Consider the following 18,273-nt stretch of genomic DNA (forward strand, 5'->3'; position numbering starts at 1 on the left):
GAATTGAGTTCATTTCCGGTAGCTGAGGATACGGAGCAAAATAAAGGCAGGAATGACGACTGCTGCACCAAGGATCAGATAATCGACAAAACCTGAGATTGCCGAAAAGCCCATATTCCAGAGGCGCAGGAAGAAATCGCGGATACCATAGAAAATATCATAGGGCGTCCAGTGAAACGCGCTCATGACCACGCCGACGACCAGCGAGATCAGCACCAGCTTGATCAGGACACGGGCGGGGGTATCGCCAAGAAATCGGTTCACACCATCCGACATGCAAATCTCCTGAGTGGTTATTGGTCAAAGCGACAGATTCATCGCGCAAGAAATAGGCTGTCCGTGCAGCCTTCGCAAGCTCCGCACTCGTTTATCGCTGTTTGCGGTAATTGCGCGGAGGTTTCTGCTTTTGCCGCGAAAATGAGCGGTTCATGCTGCGTGTATCGGTAAAGCCGCTCGCAACAGCCACTTCCAGAAGGGACAGACCTGTTTCCGACAAAAGTTCTTTTGCTTTCTTGACCCGAAGCTCTTCGCGAACCTCGAATGCCGTTCGCTCAAGGGCGAGTTTGAAACCACGCTCCATCTGGCGGACAGAAATCCCCAATCGCCGTGCGACGTCGATCATCGGCACCGGATCTTCCAGCGTTTCCTCAAAAATACGGATCGCCTTGCGGATCATTGGCGAGCGCACACCGTTGAAACTCAGGGCTGGCTGTTCGGAACGCACGAGCTCATAGGGGATCATGAGGATAGATGCGCTCTTGCGCGCCAGTTCCTCGGAAATCTCGTTCTGTATGATTGAAAGCGCCAGCGAGGCAGTACCAAGGCCGCCAGCACAGGTGAAATGTCTTCCGCTACGATGAAATAGACTGGTCGTATCGGCTGTATAACCGTCGAAAAGCTCCAGAAAATCGTCGCGATGAAACCAACTGACGCAACAATTGCGATCTGGCAAGAGATTGGCTTCCGCCAGCAGGAAGGCTGCAGTACACAGGCCAACCACCGTCTTGCCGCGTCGGTCCGCGCGCTTGATGAGGTCGATCAGTGTCTGCTGCCTTGGCCGATACTGTGCAAGCAGCCCGCCGACAACGGCAACATAATCACAATCGTCAAGTTCACCGATAGGAGCAGTTGGCTCGATGACCATGCCGGAACTAGAGGTTACCGGATCTCCTGACAGCGTGCAGATTTTCCAGGCACAGCGTATCTGACGGCTCTTGTCACGATCATCTGCTGCCAGGCGAAAAGGATCGAGGAAAAGGCTCAGCGCACTCAGTGTAAAACCCGGCAGCGCAACAATGCCGACCGATAGCCTGCGCTGTGGAGCATCCGTTGCCACTTGACGCTTCCCGTCCTGATCCCGTTCGATTCCAGTTACCACTTAGGTCAGTCTCCTCCATCTTTAATTATATCTGCTTGGAGGAGGCTGATATAGTCAACGAAAATGCTTGGAAAGCTTCAACTGCTGCGCCTGATAGTTGGAGCCAAGGTCGACACCGTAAAGCGCAGATGGGCGATGCAGCATGTGTTCGTAAACCAAACGCCCGACGATCTGCCCGTGCTCCAGAATAAACGGAACCTCATGACTGCGAACTTCCAGAACAGCGCGGCTGCCGGTTCCACCCGCAGCGCTATGTCCGAAACCCGGATCAAAGAAGCCTGCGTAGTGAACGCGGAATTCGCCAACCAGCGGATCGAAAGGCGTCATTTCCGCCGCATAAAGCGGGGGAACATGCACGGCCTCGCGTGAGACGAGAATATAGAATTCATCCGGATCCAACACGAGTTCACGCGCGCCACGATCATAGATCGGTTCCCAAAAATCGAGAACGTCGTGCGCCGCACGTTTGTCGACGTCGACAACCGCCGTGTGATGCTTACCGCGATAGCCGATCAGCCGGTCAGGACCACCCGAAAGATCAACCGAAAGGGCGATGCCGCCGCCGGAGATATTCGGCATCTCGGCTGCAACCAGTGTTTCGGCATCATGCAGTGCAGCGAGTTCAGCCTCGTCAAGCTGGGCACGCCCCTTGCGGAAACGTATCTGCGACAGGCGCGATCCCGTGCGCACAACAATCGGGAATGTGCGCGGGCTGACTTCCAAATAAAGCGGGCCATTATATCCCGCAGGCACCTTGTCGAATTCCTGTGCCCCGTCAGCAATAACGCGGGTGAAGATATCGAGGCGCCCTGTTGAGCTCTTCGGATTTGCCGATGCCGATAGGTCCGGCGACAGCGCCAGGCGTTCGAGGAGCGGAACGATATAAACGCAGCCGGTCTCAAGAACTGCCCCTGCGGTCAGGTCGATCTCGTGCAGTTTCAGTCGTTCCAGCTTTTCCATGACCGGTGTACCGGGCCCCGGCATGAAGGAGGCGCGGACACGATAAGCTTTTGCGCCAAGCCTGAGATCAAGGCTTGCAGGCTGTATCTGATCCGGATCAAGAGGGCGTGGAGACGCCAGCAAACCGCTTTCAAACAGCGCGGAAATATCCGCATCCGCCAGAATTCCAGCATCATTGTGCATCATTAACCCGATACTCCGTAGCCTAAGCATTGCTTGACAAAGACCATTGACCGCTAGCGGGCAGAATGCCAACCCTTCCGGCAGCTAGAAACCGGGTTTTCCGCAGGAATTCAAGCATTAACACGGCGTGCGGGATGCGCTTTTCCTGAAATGAGGTGGTTTCGGCATTGACGGTTCTGCTCAACAGGCATAATGGAAATGTGTTCCGTGGTGATTTGGCCGGCCGGCTTGCAGCCACGTTAAAGAATTCGCTAAAAAGGGCCGCGGTTCGTTACCGGCCTTTTGCGTTTTCGCAAGGCCGGTTTTTTATTGGCCGCCGAGGCCCGTTTAACCTGCCCCGGCCGACCAGCTTTCGACAGGTTGGAAAAATGACGACTGAGAATACCCGCAAGTTTCGCCCTGCAACTGAGCTCGTGCATGCCGGATCGCTGCGCTCCGGATTTGCTGAAATGTCGGAAGCAATGTTTCTGACACAGGGTTTCCTTTACCCGAATGCCGAAGCCGCCGAAGCGCGCTTCAAGGGTGAGGATCCGGGTTTCATCTATTCACGTTATGCTAATCCAACTACTGACATGTTCGAAAAGCGCATGTGCGCGCTGGAAGGTGCCGCAGAAGCACGTGCAACCGCTTCCGGTATGGCGGCAGTGGCAGCTGCGATCCTGTGCCAGGTGCAGGCCGGCGATCACGTGATTTCCGCTCGCGCCGTTTTCGGCTCTTGTCGCTACATCGTTGAGACGATCTTGCCGAAATATGGCGTCGAAATCTCGATCATCGACGGCTCCGATATTGAGAACTGGAAAGCTGCTGTTCGCCCGAACACCAAGGTCATGTTCCTTGAAAGCCCATCCAATCCGACGCTCGAAATTATCGACATTGCTGCCGTCGCGCAGGTCGCAAACGAAGCAGGCGCCAAACTCATCGTCGATAACGTCTTCGCCACACCGCTTTTCCAGAAGCCACTGGAGCTCGGTGCGCATATCGTTGTTTATTCTGCAACAAAACACATTGACGGTCAGGGACGCTGCCTTGGCGGCGTAGTTCTCTCTGACCGTGAATGGGTTGAAAACACCCTGCAGGACTATTTCCGTCATACGGGTCCGGGCCTAAGCCCGTTCAATGCGTGGATCATGCTGAAGGGCCTTGAAACATTGGCCGTACGTGTACGCCAGCAGACGTTATCAGCGGCCGCTGTTGCTGACTTCCTCGCAGACAAACAGGGCGTGAAGCGCGTGATCTATCCGGGACGGGCCGACCACCCCCAGGCCGACATTATCGCCAAACAGATGACGGGTGGCTCGACCCTCATTGCACTGGAGCTGGAAGGCGGCAAGGAGGCAGCGTTCAAGTTCCAGAATGCGTTGCAGGTCTTCAGCATCTCCAACAATCTGGGTGATGCAAAAAGCCTTATTACTCATCCAGCAACCACGACGCACAAGAACCTTAGCGACGAGGCGAAAGCTGAACTCGGTATCTCGGACGGCCTTCTCCGAATCTCGCTCGGCCTTGAGGATACCGACGACCTCATGGACGACGTGGAAGCAGCCCTCAAGATCGCTCGCTAGGCCGCTATATCTCGATACTGTGGCTTTTAGGCTTCAAACAGAAGCACAAACAATGCAATTGCCGGAACATTTCGGCAATTGCCGCATATTTGCCGCTCCGAATTGTTGACCTCCTCCGCAACTTTAGCGATAGGTGGGTTAAAAGCGGCGTCCTAGAACCGGCGAACCGTTCAATAAACAAGCACCATTGCGATCCGGCTTCGCCATATTGCAGGGTGCCGAGGCCGATGTGAATGTAGGGCGGGTGCACATGTATAGAGCGGTAACGCAAGGGATCGAAGTTTCGGTCGAACCTTTCTATCTGGAAGACCAGTCCGAGCCCGACGAAAACCGTTATGTATGGGGTTATCGTATAACGATTGCCAATAACTCCACGCAAACTGTGCAGCTCCGCTCACGTTACTGGCAAATTACTGATGCGAATGGATACGTCGAGGAAGTGCGCGGGCCAGGTGTGGTCGGCGAGCAGCCAACTCTCGAACCAGGTGACTCTTTTCAATATTCATCAGGATGCCCGTTGACCACCACGTCAGGCGTCATGGTCGGACGCTATCAGATGCAAGGCGACGGCGGCAGCTTGTTCGAGGTTGATATTCCCGCCTTCTCGCTTGACATGCCGGACCTGCGACCTACACTGAATTGAGGCGTTTCTCACCTTATTTCCCGACGGATAGCATATGAGCAGAACATACAGAAACATTCTGTTCATTGGCATTTTTTGTCTGTACTGGATCACGCTCTCCCCTTTCATTGATCTGCGCAATCCGGATGTTCTTCTCGCTCAGGAAGCGGGAAATGCGATGCAACAGGTGCTTTCGCTGCTGCTCACCGCGCTTAGCCTCGCGGTTCTCTGGCAGAACCGTAATCTGGTTGGTACGGTGTTGTTTCCGTATTTTGTTATACTGCTGGGATGGCAATTCATAACGGTAATCCTTTCCACCCAACCTGATCTCTCTTTTCGTCGCTATATTTTCAGTGTCACAGTCATTATTACCGCTTTAGCCTGGCTCCTTCTGCCAGAGGACGAAAACCATTTCATCCGGCTCATCAAGCCGCTTTCTCTGTTCGTGTTGGGACTGGCCTATTTCGGCGTGATCTTCTTGCCAGCCGTCTCCATCCACAATCTGGCGGAGGTGTTGGAGTTGACGAATGCCGGCTCGTGGCGCGGACATTTCGCCCATAAGAACATCGCCGGGCCAGCAATGGTGGTGTTGAGCTGCTACGGCATGTATCTTTGGCGGTCAAAAGCCCGGCTCAGCGGGACGCTAATCACCATATTTGCGCTTTTTTTTCTGTACAGAACAAATAACAAGACCTCTATCGGCCTGGTAGTACTGGCCTTCACCCTCGCATATTGCCTAGTGCGAACGCGAAGCCTCGCCGTGAAAGCGCTGATGGTTTATGTCCCTCTTCTGATCATGGCTTATCTGACGTTGGGAACTGTCCTTTTTCCTTCAGCCAAAAGCCTCGTCGAAAGCTTCGCCTCCGATCCCACCTTCACCGGCCGCACCGAGATATGGAAATTCGCCATCAGGCAACTTACGGAACATCCGCTGGTAGGCTATGGCTACGATGCTTTCTGGGGCACCTCGCGGCTGGTGAATGGTGGATACGACATTGAAACATGGGCGGCCCGCGCAGGCCACGCACATAACGCCTATCTTAATATAACGATTACGACGGGTTTCATTGGCTTGGCTGCACTGATCTGGTGGATCGGGGTCTGCCCACTCCTCGATTTCCACCGCGCACAACGATCAGGTAACTCCTCCAGCCTGGCGCTCATGTATCTTCAGATCTGGTTGTTCATAATGTTCTACGCCAATCTAGAGACCCCGTTCTTCGTCGCGCGTGGACCAGTCTGGTTCAGCGTGCTTACAGCGGTCATGGGTTTGCGGCTGCATGCCTGCACCGTGCATAAAAAGTCTGCAACTACAGTAAGACCGACCCATCAGCGGAAACCAAATCTCGCATGATTAAAGCGCATCCCGAAAAGGATGAAACCACTTTCGGGATACCTTGATTCAAAGAGATTCTTCGACATGTCGGCAAAGTAAAATCGCGAACAGCGAATTAAAAACAAGCGCCAAACCCAGCGCTCGTTTTTAACTCCTATAGACGTTCAAGCAAAAAATATGTCGTCGGTCCAGGTGATGCAGACAGGGAGGAAACATTGTTCCAGAGCTGTGCACCTATTGGAGAAGTTCCGTCTCCAGATACAACTTGTGGCTGCACTGTCCCGTCGAGATTGATAGGAGAAATTCTCCATGGGCGATCAGTTGGAATTGAGAATTGCACCCACTCGACTTTGATTTCGACAGGTAGCGCCCCATAATTTGAGACGATCTTCTGTTCCATATCGGAAAAAGTCATGCCGGTATTTCGGGCATTCGTAGCCATGATAATTAAAAGTTTGCCGCTTTGTGCCACGGCTTGTCCGTCAAGCGACGAGACCGCGAACAAGCTCGCGCCGGAAGCACTCCAGACAGTCATCTGATCGAGAGAAATGGGCTGGTTAACCGATGCAAAGGCTACGGCCTCCGTATGTTGTGTAACAATTCTCATCTGCTTCGCAGCTGCGTCGAGGCTGATCTCTCCAGTATCGCTAGCATAGATACCGGAAGTCGCCGTGCTCGGATTTCCAGCTTCCAGCACGGCGTTGTTACGTAGGAACGTGATCGCCGCCGCTTGGGAATTTATCTGACGGGGCGAGCCAACCAATACGGCTCCGGGTGCTTGTGCAGCATCTCCTTGTGCGAAACCCGTCATCAAAGACATGATGGTAACAGCGTCCGGCTCCTGTGTGTCCAATCCAACCAGATTACTGACATCCTGTATTTGCGCCACGACCTGATGAGCCGCCTTTGCGACATCCCCGCGCCGAAACAGCAGTGCCGACAGGGTTTCACCCGCACGGGCAACGGGATCGAGCGCAGTTCTATAGGGGCGGATATATTGTTCGTTGAAGTCGCTACCGCCATAATCAAGGATCAACGCTCCATTGCTGTGGCGGCAAAGCACATCCCATCCTTGAAGCGCGGCGTAGGAAGGCATCGCCAGACCAGCCTCATACCGAAACTGGTTCCAGAACATATGGTCGTATTCTGTCACCACAAATGGCTTGCCCAAAACGCGCGCGGAGGCCGCAAGACGGAAATATTCCGCCGCATTGGCGAGCGAACTCTCCTGCTGTATCTGACCACCTGGCGATACATTGCCAATCCAGTCGTGATAGGTGTTCATCGCAACGGCTGACTGATTGCCACGCGTCAGGGCCGGTTGGATACCTGTCCAATTGTTGTAGGGTGCCACAACGCCCTTGAAGCCCATAGCCCGAATACAGTCGCCCATCTTCTCCATGGTGCGTGTTTCGATATCCACGAGAAAACGGGCAAAATCTCGCAGTCTAACCGAGCCGGCATAGCGATTTGCAGGTAAAGCGACGGTGCTGCTCTCCAGATTCTCGTTCGGTGCCAGTTCGTCACCCCATGCATTAACCAGACCAGCCGTCGTACTGTAGCGTTCGCGAAGCCATAGGTTGAAAGGCATCAGCAATTCAATCAAAGCCTGCAGATCGCCGTCGGCATAAATCCACGAATTAAACGACAAGCCATTCTCGTTAAACGGCACAACGACCGCCATTGCCGGATCTTCGAAAGGCACAAGCCCAGTGTAAGGATTGACAGTACCGAATATATCGACTTGAAAGCGCAGCCAGTGGCCAAAAGCCGCATTTTCAACATGCGTCTTCAACTTCAGCCTGCCATCAATTCCCCAGCGGTCCGTTATGTTGCCCAACGCTCCAGCGTTGGACGTGAGGCCATCTACGATCCAGTAGATGCCATTCTGCTTCAATACGGCCATGAAGTAGCGGAATCGATCAAGAATATCCTGTCGGTATCCGAAATCCTGAAGTTGTCCGTCCATCAAAGCAAGGTCGAGAAAATGAAACCGGACACTGTTGTATCCATGACGGCGCAATTGGACGGCCATCTTATCCGCCGTCGCACTGTCTGGAATACTCCCGATGGTGCCACACAACAGCCGATATGGAACCGAAGGATCGCTGCGCAATGCGATGTGACCGTCCGGATTAACGATGAGCCGCCGCTCCTCGGTAATCGCCGGATTCAATAGAAACGTCGAAAAATCGAGTGGACTGCCGGCCACAATCTCGAGATTCTGCTGGGTAACTGGTAACCAAATGTCAGGCATATCATATCTCCACAGTTGACCTGTGAAGATTAACAGCTCAGCCTCAATTGGGGATAAATTCCTACCCTAAAAATTCATCCGCCTATTACTTCTTGAACTCCGCCGAATCGAACTCATAGAGTTTCGAGCAGAATTCACAGGTCACGGAAATCTTGCCACTGTCTGCGCTTTCCGCAATTTCCTCGGCTGTAAAACCTGACAGCACGCCGGAAATTTTTTCACGCGAGCATGAGCACTCGTCCAGCACAGACACAGATTCGAACACCCGCACACCACGCTCATGGAACAGGCGGTATAGCAACCGCTCCGAGCCGACTTGCGGATCAGTAAGCTCCGAGCTTTCTATCGTGCCGACCAGCGAGCGGGCTTCGTCCCATGCGTCGTCTTCCGGATGGAAGGAGGCTTCGGCATCGTCCTCATCCCCACCCGGCAGATCGGGGATACGCGCGCGTAGTTCGGATTCTGGCAGAAACTGGATAATCAGTCCACCAGCGCGCCACTGCTCGACAGGCTTTCCATCGGCACCACGCTCGACAAGCTTGGCAACACTCAACTTCAGGTCGGTCGGTATCTGTTCCGACTGACGGAAATAGGTCGTGGCGATTTCTTCCAGCGTCGAACCATCAAGCGCAACAATACCTTGATAGCGTTGGGTGTAAGCACCCTGATCCACGGTGAAGGCGAGTGTGCCTCGTCCAAGCAATTCCTCGGGCTTCGTCTTGTGAGCGGCAACCGCCTCCTTCAACCCTTCCTCGTCGAAACGTGCATAGGCGCGCACCGAACGCGGCGTGCGGAAGTCAACCACCAGCATGTCGACGGGACCGTCGGATTGCGTCTGGAAGATGAACTTGCCTTCAAATTTTAGCGAAGTGCCAAGCAATACGGTCAGCACCGTTGCTTCCGCCAGCAGGCGGGCCACTTCTTCCGGATAATTATGGCGTTTCAGAATACCGTCGATGCTCGCGCCAAGCTGAACCGCGCGACCACGCACGTCGAGCCCTTCCACCTGAAAAGGCACAACGGCATCATCCCCTGCGAAGTCGAAATCGCCCAGATTGACCTGGATGTTCTCGACTTCGGTATGCTCATTGCTGGTCTTATCAGCCAAATTATGCTCCTTGCAGGCACCAGGCCAGAATGGCTTTCTGGGCATGGAGCCTGTTTTCCGCCTCGTCGAATACGACCGATTGCGGTCCATCGATCACTTCATCCGTCACTTCCTCGCCGCGATGTGCAGGCAAGCAGTGCATGAAAAGCGCCTTCGGGTCAGCTTTTGCCATCAGTCGCGTATTGACCTGATAGGGCATGAAAACGTTGTGGCCGCGGGCATGATCTTCCTGCCCCATCGAAACCCACGTATCTGTCACGATGCAATCTACGCCGTTCGCCGCTCTTTCCGGATCGATGGTAGACATGATGCTCGCGCCATTCGCTTTCGCCCAATCGACATATTGCGACTTGGGTTCACTGCCTTCCGGCGTTGCGATATTGACGTTGAAATCAAAACGCGCCGCAGCTTCAACCAGCGAGTGGAGGACGTTGTTACCGTCCCCCATCCAGGCAAAGGTCTTGCCTTTGATCGGGCCGCGATGTTCCTCATATGTAAGAACGTCAGCCATGATTTGACAAGGGTGCGTATCGTCCGTCAGTGCATTGATAACCGGAACGGTCGCATATTCGGCAAGTTCCAACATGCGCTCATGCGATGTGGTGCGGATCATGATCGCATCAACATAGCGCGACAGAACTTTCGCCGTGTCAGCAATGGTTTCACTGCGCCCGAGCTGCATTTCCGAACCAGTCAGCATAATCGTTTCGCCGCCGAGCTGGCGCATACCGACATCGAACGACACGCGCGTGCGCGTGGAAGGCTTTTCGAAGATCATCGCAAGCACCTTGCCGGCGAAAGGTCGTTCGATTTCTCCCGCCTTGAGGCGGGCCTTACGTGCCTTGGCGTCTTCCATGATAGCGCGAAGTTCCGACGCCGGAACAGCGGAAAGGTCGATAAAGTGTTTGATCCCGTTATCGTTAGTCATGATATCATGCCGTCTTGCTGATCGGATTTGCAGTTGCGAGCCGTTCGACCGCCGTTTCGATGCGCTTCAGCGCTTCGCGGGCTTCTTCCGGCGTCGTAACCAGCGGCGGAAGCAGACGAACAACATTATCGCCAGCGCCGACACTCAGGAAATGCTCGTCACGGAGGGCCTGAATGAGGCTGGTATTTGGCACAACGCACTTGATGCCGATCAGCAGACCGCGACCACGGATTTCCGAAACGACATTCGGGTAGCGGTCGATGACGGAGGCGAGCCCCTGCTTCATAACCAGAGCAGTTGCCTGGACATTTTCGAGGAAGCCATCGGCCAGAACAACATCAAGCACGGCATTGCCGACGGCCATGGCCAGCGGATTGCCGCCATAGGTCGTTCCGTGAACACCAGCCGTCATGCCCTTGGCAGCTTCTGCGGTCGCAAGGCAGGCCCCCATCGGGAAACCGCCACCGATGCCCTTGGCCACGGCCATGATGTCCGGCTTGATACCAGCCCATTCATGCGCAAACAGCTTACCCGTACGGCCAACCCCGGTCTGCACTTCGTCGAGGATTAGCAGAAGACCCTTTTCATCGCAGATCTGGCGCAGCATGCGCATGAATCCTTCGGGGAAACCGCGCAAGCCGCCTTCGCCTTGCACAGGTTCAAGCAATATACCTGCGGTATCATCAGTAATGGCTGCGCGCAGCGCCGCTTCATCACCGAACGGAACCTGATCAAAACCGTCGACCTTCGGGCCAAAACCTTCGAGATACTTCGCCTGACCGCCAGCTGCAATCGTGGCCAATGTGCGACCATGGAAGGCGCCTTCAAAGGTCACTATGCGGAAACGCTCTGGATGACCGCTTACATATTGATAGCGGCGCGCGGTCTTGATCGCGCATTCGAGAGCTTCGGCCCCAGAGTTGGTGAAGAAGACCTTGTCGGCGAAGGTGCTCTCAACAAGACGCCGTCCTAGCTTTTCCTGCGCCGGAATTTCGTAGACATTCGACAGATGCCAAAGCTTTTCTGCCTGGGTCTTCAGCGTCTCCACCAGGTGCGGATGCGAATGACCAAGCGAATTCACGGCAATACCGGCAGCAAAATCGAGATAACGTTCACCGTTTTCGGTAATAAGCCAGATGCCCTCACCTCGCTCGAAGCGCAGAGCCGCACGATTATAGGTGTCGTAAAGCGGTTGCACGGTCGTAGCGTCGGTCATAGCGTCAGGCCTCCAAAGCCCTTTTTAGCAGCTTGCCCAGTTGCATCGGCAAAGCTGTGTTTCCCGTAAACAGTCCTCAGGCACTCGAAACGGTTCCCACCTTTCGAAAACGCCCAATATTCCATCCCCATCTGCCACAAAAATATAATGAGACATGAAAGGAATGGCCCAGATAGCTCATGCTCCTCACCTGAGCCCCTGGCAGAAATAAAAAACCGCCCCCAGGGCGGCACATTTATCTCGCGTGTATATTGGCGTTCATATAAAAAATGTCAATCAAAGCAAGCAAGGTTTGAAGGCCATCTTTCGACATGAGTTCATGCATTTTCGGGTTATTGTAACACTCTCCCGTCGAAGGTGACTTTACGCGAGCGTCCACATTATATAGAGAAAAACCTCTCCTCGGCTGAGGCTGCCAGACGGCATATCCGCTTCGCAAGTTGGCGATGTTCCATCCTGAAACAATCCGGGTTTTCAGTTCAGGACCAATTGCGTGCAAAATTTCGACGCTGGATCAAAGAAAAACCGTCTTTGGCACCCAAGTTGGGGAAAACCATAAAAATGGAATCTGCATGACAGGGCTATCCCTTGTCATGGAGTCGTTGGATATTGTAGTTTCTTTTTAGAGATTAAAGCTACATTTCGTGCGGCGGACCTAGTCACCCGGATAGATATGGTGTTTGCGCTTGGAGCAATCCGAGAACACTGGTGGATTCCGGATAACGAAAATGATTGGAGCCCAGGGCGATGAACTGGACAGACGAACGCGTCGAACTACTGAAGAAACTGTGGAGCGAAGGCTTGAGCGCAAGCCAGATCGCAGCACAGCTTGGCGGCGTAAGCCGTAATGCAGTGATCGGCAAAGTGCACCGTTTGAAGCTTTCGGGCCGTGGCAAAACCACGACCGCTGCTCCTCGCAGCAAGAAGGTCAACACGGTTGCCGCAGTGCCACGTCCTGCAGCACACCATTCAACCGGCGTGCATACAACGACGATGCGTACGGCTACTGTCACCAAGACGGTTGGCGCTACTGCACTTCAGATGGATTACGCCGTAGACGCCGTTGCGGAAAGAGTGGTCAAACCGGCTTCAGATGTAGTGGTGCCTATCTCGCGCCGCCTCTCACTGCTGCAACTGAGCGAACGTACCTGCAAGTGGCCGATTGGCGACCCGCTGAATGAAGACTTTCATTTCTGCGGTCATGAATCTGGTGAATCAAGCCCATATTGCAGCTATCATTCACGTCTGGCTTTCCAGCCGACTGCAGAACGCCGTCGGGCTCGTTAAGGCAAACACGAGAATTGAGATTATCCGGCCCCGGAGCGAAAGCTACCGGGGCCTTTATTTTGGTCCGCACGCGTTTTGTCCTGAAAGCCATCCCACAATTTTCGGGATGCGTTCTATTTCAAAGTGGACTTGTAAACCTCCAGCGTGCGGTCAGCGATCCCGCTCCAGCTGTAATCCCGCGCGATCGAGTCGATCATTTCTTGCGACTGCTTGCTGGTCAACGGATTATCGATCTTTTGCCGCAGCGCATTCTTCAATGCGTCGACATTGCCAAGCGGAAAGTAACTCTCCTCCGAAAGCCCCACTTCGACATTGGCGGTAATATCGCTTGCCAGTACATTCAAGCCATACCCCATCGCCTCCAGCAGAGCGATCGGCATGCCCTCGTGACTGGATGGCAGAACGAATAATGCCGCCTGACTGAACAAGGCCGAAAGCTCTTCTCCCTGAAGTGCCCCCGTCAGAACGACGCCTGGCACAGCATCAGCTCTTGCGCGGACGGTTCCGGCATATTCGGCAGTATATTCCGCTGAACCGATGAGGGCCAGCTTCAAAGAAGGATCCGAAAGTTTTGCAAAAGCCTCGATGAGATCGAGTTGGCGTTTCTCTGGAACAATTCGTGCCACGAGAGCGATATATCGCTCTGATATCAGGCCATGTTTTTCCAACCACGTCTTGTCTTGGCAGGCAGGACGCAGTGTGACGCCGTTCGGGATAAATGTGAGCGGCACGTGGTAATGCTGTTGCATGGTTTGCGCAATGTTGTTGGACACAGCGATACGTGCATTTGCAAAACGCATCCCGCACCATTCACCAAGCTTCAACATCGTACGCGCAAGACGCCCCCACTTCTGACGATTATAGTCAAATCCGTGATGCGTCACGACCGTACGTAACCCCAGCAGACGTGCCAGCGGAACAGCGAGCGCCGGACCGATTGCGTGAATGTGCAGAACATCCGGACGTTTGAACCCTGCCCGCAGCACGCCCCGAACCGTATGGACAATCGCCTCGAATTTCATGGAAGTCGGTGCCCAGATCGGCGTTACTCGCACGCCCTGCCATACATAAGGCTGTTTCTTTTCAAGGTAAGGACGACGTCCGATGACCTCGACATCCCAACCCTTTGTCACATAGATCCGGGCGAGCTCTTCGACATGTTTTTCCACTCCGCCTTGTAGGTTAGGAACACCACGCAGGCCCAGCATAATGACGCGAGGTCGTTTATCGTTTCGGACCATCAAAGCGCCCCTAACTCGGCATAAAGTTCCAGCGTGCGGTTTCTGTATGCCTGTGGCGAGAATTCGTTGCCAGCCCAGACCCGGCCTACATTTCCCATCTTGCGCCGTACCTGTGGGGAAAATCTCGCAAATTCGCCAAGAACACAGGCGAGATTATCGATATCGCCAGCACGCGAAACCATTCCGGTTTCGCCTTCGATAATCATTTCAGGAATTCCGCCAATGTTGGCGCCGATTACTGGCACCCCAAGCGCATAGGCTTCCAGAATGCTGATCGGGGCATTCTCATACCATTCAGACGGAAGAACGAGCGCCTTTGCTTCTCCGATCAGCCTATGCAGTCGTTCACCCGAGACGTAGCCCGCGAATGTGACATCGCCGCCCGCCTTAGCGGCAATCGCTTTCAGTGATTGTTCTTCAGGCCCGGTACCTGCGATAACAAGTTTCTGTCCCGCAACAGCCGCTGCATGAATGAGAGTACCGACCCCCTTTTCGGGCGCAAGTCTTCCGACATAGGCGAAATAATCGCCCTCATCCGCAAAAGGTTTGAGATTGTCGGTATGAGCGAAATTGGGAATGTAGGCCAGCTTCTCTTCCGGCCAGCCCCATTCGGCTAGCTTCGCTATATAAAAGCGGCTCGGCACGACGATGCGATCAAGTGTATTGCGGTAAAGGCCGAGCATGCGATGGATTGCGGTTTCAACCAAAACCAGTCCACTAAGAGCGGTGGAATCCTTGATGCATTTGTGAAGCGCCACATTGTAGATGCGTCCGCCCTTGCAGCGTTCGCAGATCTGGCTGTGTGACAACATCTTATAGGCCGGACATGCCAGTTTTAGATCATGTGCCGTCATAACCGTCGGCACACCGGATTGCTTCAGTACCGGAAAAATCGACGGCGACAAATGATGATAGATATTGTGTGCATGCGCCACGTTCGGGCGAAAGCGTTCGATCAGCGCCTTGATGCGGTCGCGCGCTTCCCATGAATAGATGATCTTGCCCGCCTGCACGACTTTGGTGAGCGAGCTGCTTTCCCGGCCATATTCAATTTCCGAAACGAAATAGGAAGACCAGTCGGATGCAAAATTATCCGGATGCTGCATCGCGAAAGGGGCTGTCTGCCAGCCTATCTCAGAAAACAGTTTTATATGGTCGAGAAAAACAGTTTCAGCGCCACCGCGCCGATAAAAGTAGTTGTTGATCGCCAGCAGGCGATGTTCCTTATCATTTAGATGCGTCAAGCAGCACCTCGTTGTGCGCCAAGGCGCGCCAAAGCCTCGCGAACAGAAAGAATAGCCGCTCCACTTCTCACTGCGTGAGATACGAGGCGTTCAAATGTCTCCGGCCTGCAGCCGAATTCGGTCGGCGTATCGCTAACGTCGTGGGTATAGAAAACGAGCCAGCCGGGATTGGTATTCAGATCATCGATCCAGCGGGTCTGGCGTGCAGCATTGTCATCAGGCTGCCTGATTTCAACGGCCTGCAAAAAAGCAAGGTCGATCATGCCGCGATTGATGCGGTTGCCACCGCCGCGACATGTTGCGAAACGATCAGCAAAAAGCCGACGCGACATCATGGAAGATGCACAATACGGATACGCGAAATTGCGCGGTTCGACACGATCAGGCTCAAATGCATCGAGATAGGCAGTGTTGCGATCAAGGTCGGACACTATTTCCTGGGCGCCGAAGTAAGGAACCTTGAGATGGTTATAGGTATGGCACCCCAATTCGTGCCCTCGCTCGACCAGCTTCCCGCACCCTTCCTGCGTGATCAGGTTCCTTGTGGCTTCTTTAGTGCCAACCAGATTGCCGGCAATATAAAAAGTACCGTGGACCCCGTACTTGTCGAGAATAGTAGCCCCGGCGCTCTCTGCCGTGTCGGGCACATCATCGAATGTGAAGGTGATGATCCGCTCGTTCGTCGGCAAGCAGAACGGACGCAACGGAAACCGACGGCTGATACTATCGTTCAGCCGAATGGCATACCATTCCAAGCGACTGCGCGCCCTGTCGAGACTATCCATTTCCATCATTGCCCCAGCTCCCCCAAAAGCCGTTTCAGTCAAGCCCCGCCTTTGCCTGCACACGCGATCCGAAGACAGCAATCATTATACAAAACCACAATGCCCCATCATTCTGGAAGAACGTATTTTTCATACAAGACATGTATAATCCGTAAAGCCAAAGGCGAATATAAAGGAGCGTTAATATAGGATCGTCATCTGTGCTTTCCGCTTCCTTAATATATCGACGCGGAAAGGCCGTTACCCAGATAAGTGTCAGAATTAAACCGATAACACCAGCATTGATCATCATACTCGCAAAAGAGAATTATGCGAATTTAAGGCGACGACGTTCCGGTGCTCACAGTAACTAAGCCCGTGCCGGCCGATACGGGCTCTAAGGCATCAGTATTCTGATGAACTGCGCCGGTGACAACGCCAATATCTGGATAGGGACAGGCGCTTATCCAGATGAATGAGAACATACAGAGAAAAAGCGCGCCCCCGACGACTGACGACTGTATCTCCTCACGTTAATGAACCGATAGTTTGGTCAAGTCAGGCCATATCCACACGGTTTCGGCGCCACGCGCCTAGATAGCCTAAACCAAGTGCGAGAACTACACCAAGCCCCATTCCGGCAACGCCGCCTGCGGCTCCTAACACCACGGTCTTGGGTGGCCAGCTGCGACCAATCGGAGGGATGGCAGTCGAAATGATCCGAATGTTGGTGGCATCAAGCTGCTGGCGCTGACTGGTCTCCGAAGAGCGGGTCAGGAATGTGTTGTAGATCGCTACTTTGGCTGCCATGTCACGTTCAAGGTCCGAAAGCTGAACTTGGGCATCATTGTCGAGTGCGACAGCAGAACGTGCGGAAGCTGCCTGTGCATTTAGAGCGACAACGACAGCATTTGCCTGATCGAGGTCAACCTTGGCCGATTGCAGAATACGTGCCCGCTCCTGCGCCATCTGCTGTTCCAGACCGGCAAGCTGACGTTCCGTATTTATCAGTTCCGGATAACGCGGCCCGTACGTCATGGCCAGAGCATCGTAGCGCTGCTTTAGCGATGCATATTGTCCGCGCAAATTCGTCATCGTGGATGACTGCAAAGTACTTGCTGGACTGACGGCACTGCCGGTGTCCCTCGTCAGTTCTTCATAACGCGTGCTTGCTTCGGCAAGCCGCGCCTTGGCATCGACCAGTTTGGAATTGATCTGCGTCATCGACTGGGTGCTGACGAGTTCGCCACCCGCGGTCTGCAGACCATGTGCCCTACGGAACGCTGCAACCTTTTCTTCCGCTTCAGTTGCGGCCTTCTGCAGTGAGGCCAAACGTTCGGACAGAGCCGAAGCAGCGCGTCCTGCACCATCGGCATCCGCCTGTGCAATTTCTTCCTGAAAGGCATTGGCCAGAGAATCCGCAACTTGTACCGATTTCTCAGGATTATCGGTCCAGACCGCAATCGTAACCAGATAGGATCGTTCAGGACGCGCAACCCTAATCCGCTGCGACAATGCTCGAACCGCGGTCAACGTATCGTCTTTCGGCCCCGTCGGTTTGCTGAGCCCCAACATAGCCCGAAGATCAAAAGCCGGCGGCGGGGGAACAAACTCCTCATCCTCATTCAGCTTCAAATCCGTCACAACCCGCCGCAGGACGTTGCCGGAGGTCAAGATGCGCATCTTGCTTTCAATGTCGAGAATCTGGCTGTCGGCCTGGAGGCTCTGGGCATAGACATCGTTGGGCAGCAACTGAAGTCCTGATGGTGGAACCAGCAAATCGGTATAGGCCGTATAGCGTGGCTTTGCCGTCATGCCGTAAGCAAGCCCCGCCAAACCGCCGATTATCGCCAGCGCTGCAATCAAAATCCAACGCGCGCGCATCCAGGCAATCGCCTCGAACAGGTCAAGTTCAGGCAGCATCAGCCCCTTGTTTGCGGTGGCGTTTGTTTCAGTGATCTTTTCTTCGTGAACGGTATGCGTTTCGCTGCGAACGGCACGAAGCCGGTCATCGACGGGAATCAGATTTTCACTGGCGGTCTCCGTTACCCGTGCTTTCGAAGCGAGGTCGCGCAAGGTGTACATTAGTCGTCCCTAAAGTTCACTCAATAGCGCAAACATTGCGCTACTGTTTTCCTTAGACTTAAAGATTAAAAAATTCGGTTAATGAAAGGCAATCATCTACAA

At 54.0% G+C, this 18,273-nt stretch carries 15 protein-coding genes and 1 riboswitch; of the genes, 4 read left to right on the forward strand and 11 right to left on the reverse strand.

What is annotated here, in order from left to right; genetic code table 11:
* Window positions 1–9 precede the first annotated feature (9 nt).
* From AAE521_RS05765 to AAE521_RS05775, 3 genes are all read right to left on the reverse strand, one after another.
* Complete coding sequence (locus AAE521_RS05765; protein WP_010658222.1) at window positions 10–276, reverse strand: DUF6460 domain-containing protein; 267 nt, start codon at window positions 274–276, stop codon at window positions 10–12.
* A 91-nt stretch (window positions 277–367) separates the two neighbouring features.
* Window positions 368–1,378 (reverse strand): GlxA family transcriptional regulator, encoded by a 1,011-nt coding sequence (locus AAE521_RS05770; RefSeq protein WP_071631965.1) that lies wholly within the window; start codon window positions 1,376–1,378, stop codon window positions 368–370.
* Between the two features lie 54 nt (window positions 1,379–1,432).
* The gene (locus tag AAE521_RS05775) at window positions 1,433–2,524 is read right to left on the reverse strand and encodes a 2'-deoxycytidine 5'-triphosphate deaminase (protein ID WP_071631964.1); all 1,092 of its coding nucleotides are present in this window, start codon (window positions 2,522–2,524) and stop codon (window positions 1,433–1,435) included.
* Between the two features lie 194 nt (window positions 2,525–2,718).
* Window positions 2,719–2,798: riboswitch (SAM riboswitch) on the forward strand.
* Between the two features lie 91 nt (window positions 2,799–2,889).
* Between AAE521_RS05775 and AAE521_RS05780 the strand changes: the two genes are divergently transcribed.
* The 3 genes from AAE521_RS05780 (at window position 2,890) to AAE521_RS05790 (ending at window position 6,059) form a co-directional block, all read left to right on the forward strand.
* Window positions 2,890–4,083: an O-succinylhomoserine sulfhydrylase gene (locus AAE521_RS05780; RefSeq protein WP_342060714.1), complete on the forward strand. Its 1,194-nt coding sequence runs from the start codon at window positions 2,890–2,892 to the stop codon at window positions 4,081–4,083.
* 250 nt (window positions 4,084–4,333) lie between these two features.
* Window positions 4,334–4,726: a Co2+/Mg2+ efflux protein ApaG gene (gene apaG / locus AAE521_RS05785; protein ID WP_084094192.1), complete on the forward strand. Its 393-nt coding sequence runs from the start codon at window positions 4,334–4,336 to the stop codon at window positions 4,724–4,726.
* Window positions 4,727–4,760: 34 nt separating this feature from the next.
* On the forward strand, window positions 4,761–6,059 hold the full coding sequence (locus tag AAE521_RS05790; protein ID WP_071631962.1) for an O-antigen ligase family protein: 1,299 nt from the start codon (window positions 4,761–4,763) through the stop codon (window positions 6,057–6,059).
* A 136-nt stretch (window positions 6,060–6,195) separates the two neighbouring features.
* On the opposite strand, the gene AAE521_RS05795 is transcribed toward AAE521_RS05790, so the two are convergent.
* From AAE521_RS05795 to AAE521_RS05810, 4 genes are all read right to left on the reverse strand, one after another.
* The gene (locus AAE521_RS05795) at window positions 6,196–8,298 is read right to left on the reverse strand and encodes a glycoside hydrolase (RefSeq protein WP_342060715.1); all 2,103 of its coding nucleotides are present in this window, start codon (window positions 8,296–8,298) and stop codon (window positions 6,196–6,198) included.
* An 85-nt stretch (window positions 8,299–8,383) separates the two neighbouring features.
* The gene (locus AAE521_RS05800) at window positions 8,384–9,406 is read right to left on the reverse strand and encodes an Hsp33 family molecular chaperone (RefSeq protein WP_342060716.1); all 1,023 of its coding nucleotides are present in this window, start codon (window positions 9,404–9,406) and stop codon (window positions 8,384–8,386) included.
* A gap of 1 nt (window position 9,407) precedes the next feature.
* On the reverse strand, window positions 9,408–10,334 hold the full coding sequence (argF, locus tag AAE521_RS05805) for an ornithine carbamoyltransferase (RefSeq protein ID WP_071631959.1): 927 nt from the start codon (window positions 10,332–10,334) through the stop codon (window positions 9,408–9,410).
* Between the two features lie 4 nt (window positions 10,335–10,338).
* Window positions 10,339–11,550, reverse strand: a complete 1,212-nt coding sequence (locus AAE521_RS05810; protein WP_342060717.1) for an aspartate aminotransferase family protein — start codon at window positions 11,548–11,550, stop codon at window positions 10,339–10,341.
* Between the two features lie 747 nt (window positions 11,551–12,297).
* Between AAE521_RS05810 and AAE521_RS05815 the strand changes: the two genes are divergently transcribed.
* Entirely contained in the window at window positions 12,298–12,837 is a 540-nt protein-coding gene (locus AAE521_RS05815) for a GcrA family cell cycle regulator (protein ID WP_071631956.1), read from the forward strand.
* A gap of 113 nt (window positions 12,838–12,950) precedes the next feature.
* On the opposite strand, the gene AAE521_RS05820 is transcribed toward AAE521_RS05815, so the two are convergent.
* From AAE521_RS05820 to AAE521_RS05835, 4 genes are all read right to left on the reverse strand, one after another.
* The gene (locus AAE521_RS05820; protein WP_071631955.1) at window positions 12,951–14,078 is read right to left on the reverse strand and encodes a glycosyltransferase family 4 protein; all 1,128 of its coding nucleotides are present in this window, start codon (window positions 14,076–14,078) and stop codon (window positions 12,951–12,953) included.
* Window positions 14,078–15,322 carry a glycosyltransferase family 4 protein gene (locus AAE521_RS05825; protein WP_071631954.1) on the reverse strand — a complete coding sequence of 415 codons (1,245 nt, stop codon included), beginning with the start codon at window positions 15,320–15,322 and terminating at the stop codon, window positions 14,078–14,080. Before AAE521_RS05825 ends, AAE521_RS05820 begins: the two co-directional genes overlap by 1 nt.
* Entirely contained in the window at window positions 15,319–16,116 is a 798-nt protein-coding gene (locus AAE521_RS05830; protein WP_342060718.1) for a polysaccharide deacetylase family protein, read from the reverse strand. Before AAE521_RS05830 ends, AAE521_RS05825 begins: the two co-directional genes overlap by 4 nt.
* A 528-nt stretch (window positions 16,117–16,644) precedes the next feature.
* Window positions 16,645–18,171 carry a GumC family protein gene (locus AAE521_RS05835; protein WP_342060719.1) on the reverse strand — a complete coding sequence of 509 codons (1,527 nt, stop codon included), beginning with the start codon at window positions 18,169–18,171 and terminating at the stop codon, window positions 16,645–16,647.
* Between the last annotated feature and the right edge of the window lie 102 nt (window positions 18,172–18,273).

It is taken from the genome of Brucella cytisi, assembly GCF_038433355.1.
In the GTDB taxonomy this organism is placed as follows: domain Bacteria; phylum Pseudomonadota; class Alphaproteobacteria; order Rhizobiales; family Rhizobiaceae; genus Brucella; species Brucella cytisi.

Bases quoted from the DNA above. Each gene is read 5' to 3' on its own strand.
- AAE521_RS05765 (WP_010658222.1), bottom strand. From the start codon at position 276: ATGTCGGATGGTGTGAACCGATTTCTTGGCGATACCCCCGCCCGTGTC.
- AAE521_RS05775 (WP_071631964.1), bottom strand. From the start codon at position 2,524: ATGATGCACAATGATGCTGGAATTCTGGCGGATGCGGATATTTCCGCG.
- AAE521_RS05780 (WP_342060714.1), top strand. From the start codon at position 2,890: ATGACGACTGAGAATACCCGCAAGTTTCGCCCTGCAACTGAGCTCGTG.
- apaG (WP_084094192.1), top strand. From the start codon at position 4,334: ATGTATAGAGCGGTAACGCAAGGGATCGAAGTTTCGGTCGAACCTTTC.
- AAE521_RS05790 (WP_071631962.1), top strand. From the start codon at position 4,761: ATGAGCAGAACATACAGAAACATTCTGTTCATTGGCATTTTTTGTCTG.
- AAE521_RS05795 (WP_342060715.1), bottom strand. From the start codon at position 8,298: ATGCCTGACATTTGGTTACCAGTTACCCAGCAGAATCTCGAGATTGTG.
- argF (WP_071631959.1), bottom strand. From the start codon at position 10,334: ATGACTAACGATAACGGGATCAAACACTTTATCGACCTTTCCGCTGTT.
- AAE521_RS05810 (WP_342060717.1), bottom strand. From the start codon at position 11,550: ATGACCGACGCTACGACCGTGCAACCGCTTTACGACACCTATAATCGT.
- AAE521_RS05815 (WP_071631956.1), top strand. From the start codon at position 12,298: ATGAACTGGACAGACGAACGCGTCGAACTACTGAAGAAACTGTGGAGC.
- AAE521_RS05820 (WP_071631955.1), bottom strand. From the start codon at position 14,078: ATGGTCCGAAACGATAAACGACCTCGCGTCATTATGCTGGGCCTGCGT.
- AAE521_RS05830 (WP_342060718.1), bottom strand. From the start codon at position 16,116: ATGATGGAAATGGATAGTCTCGACAGGGCGCGCAGTCGCTTGGAATGG.
- AAE521_RS05835 (WP_342060719.1), bottom strand. From the start codon at position 18,171: ATGTACACCTTGCGCGACCTCGCTTCGAAAGCACGGGTAACGGAGACC.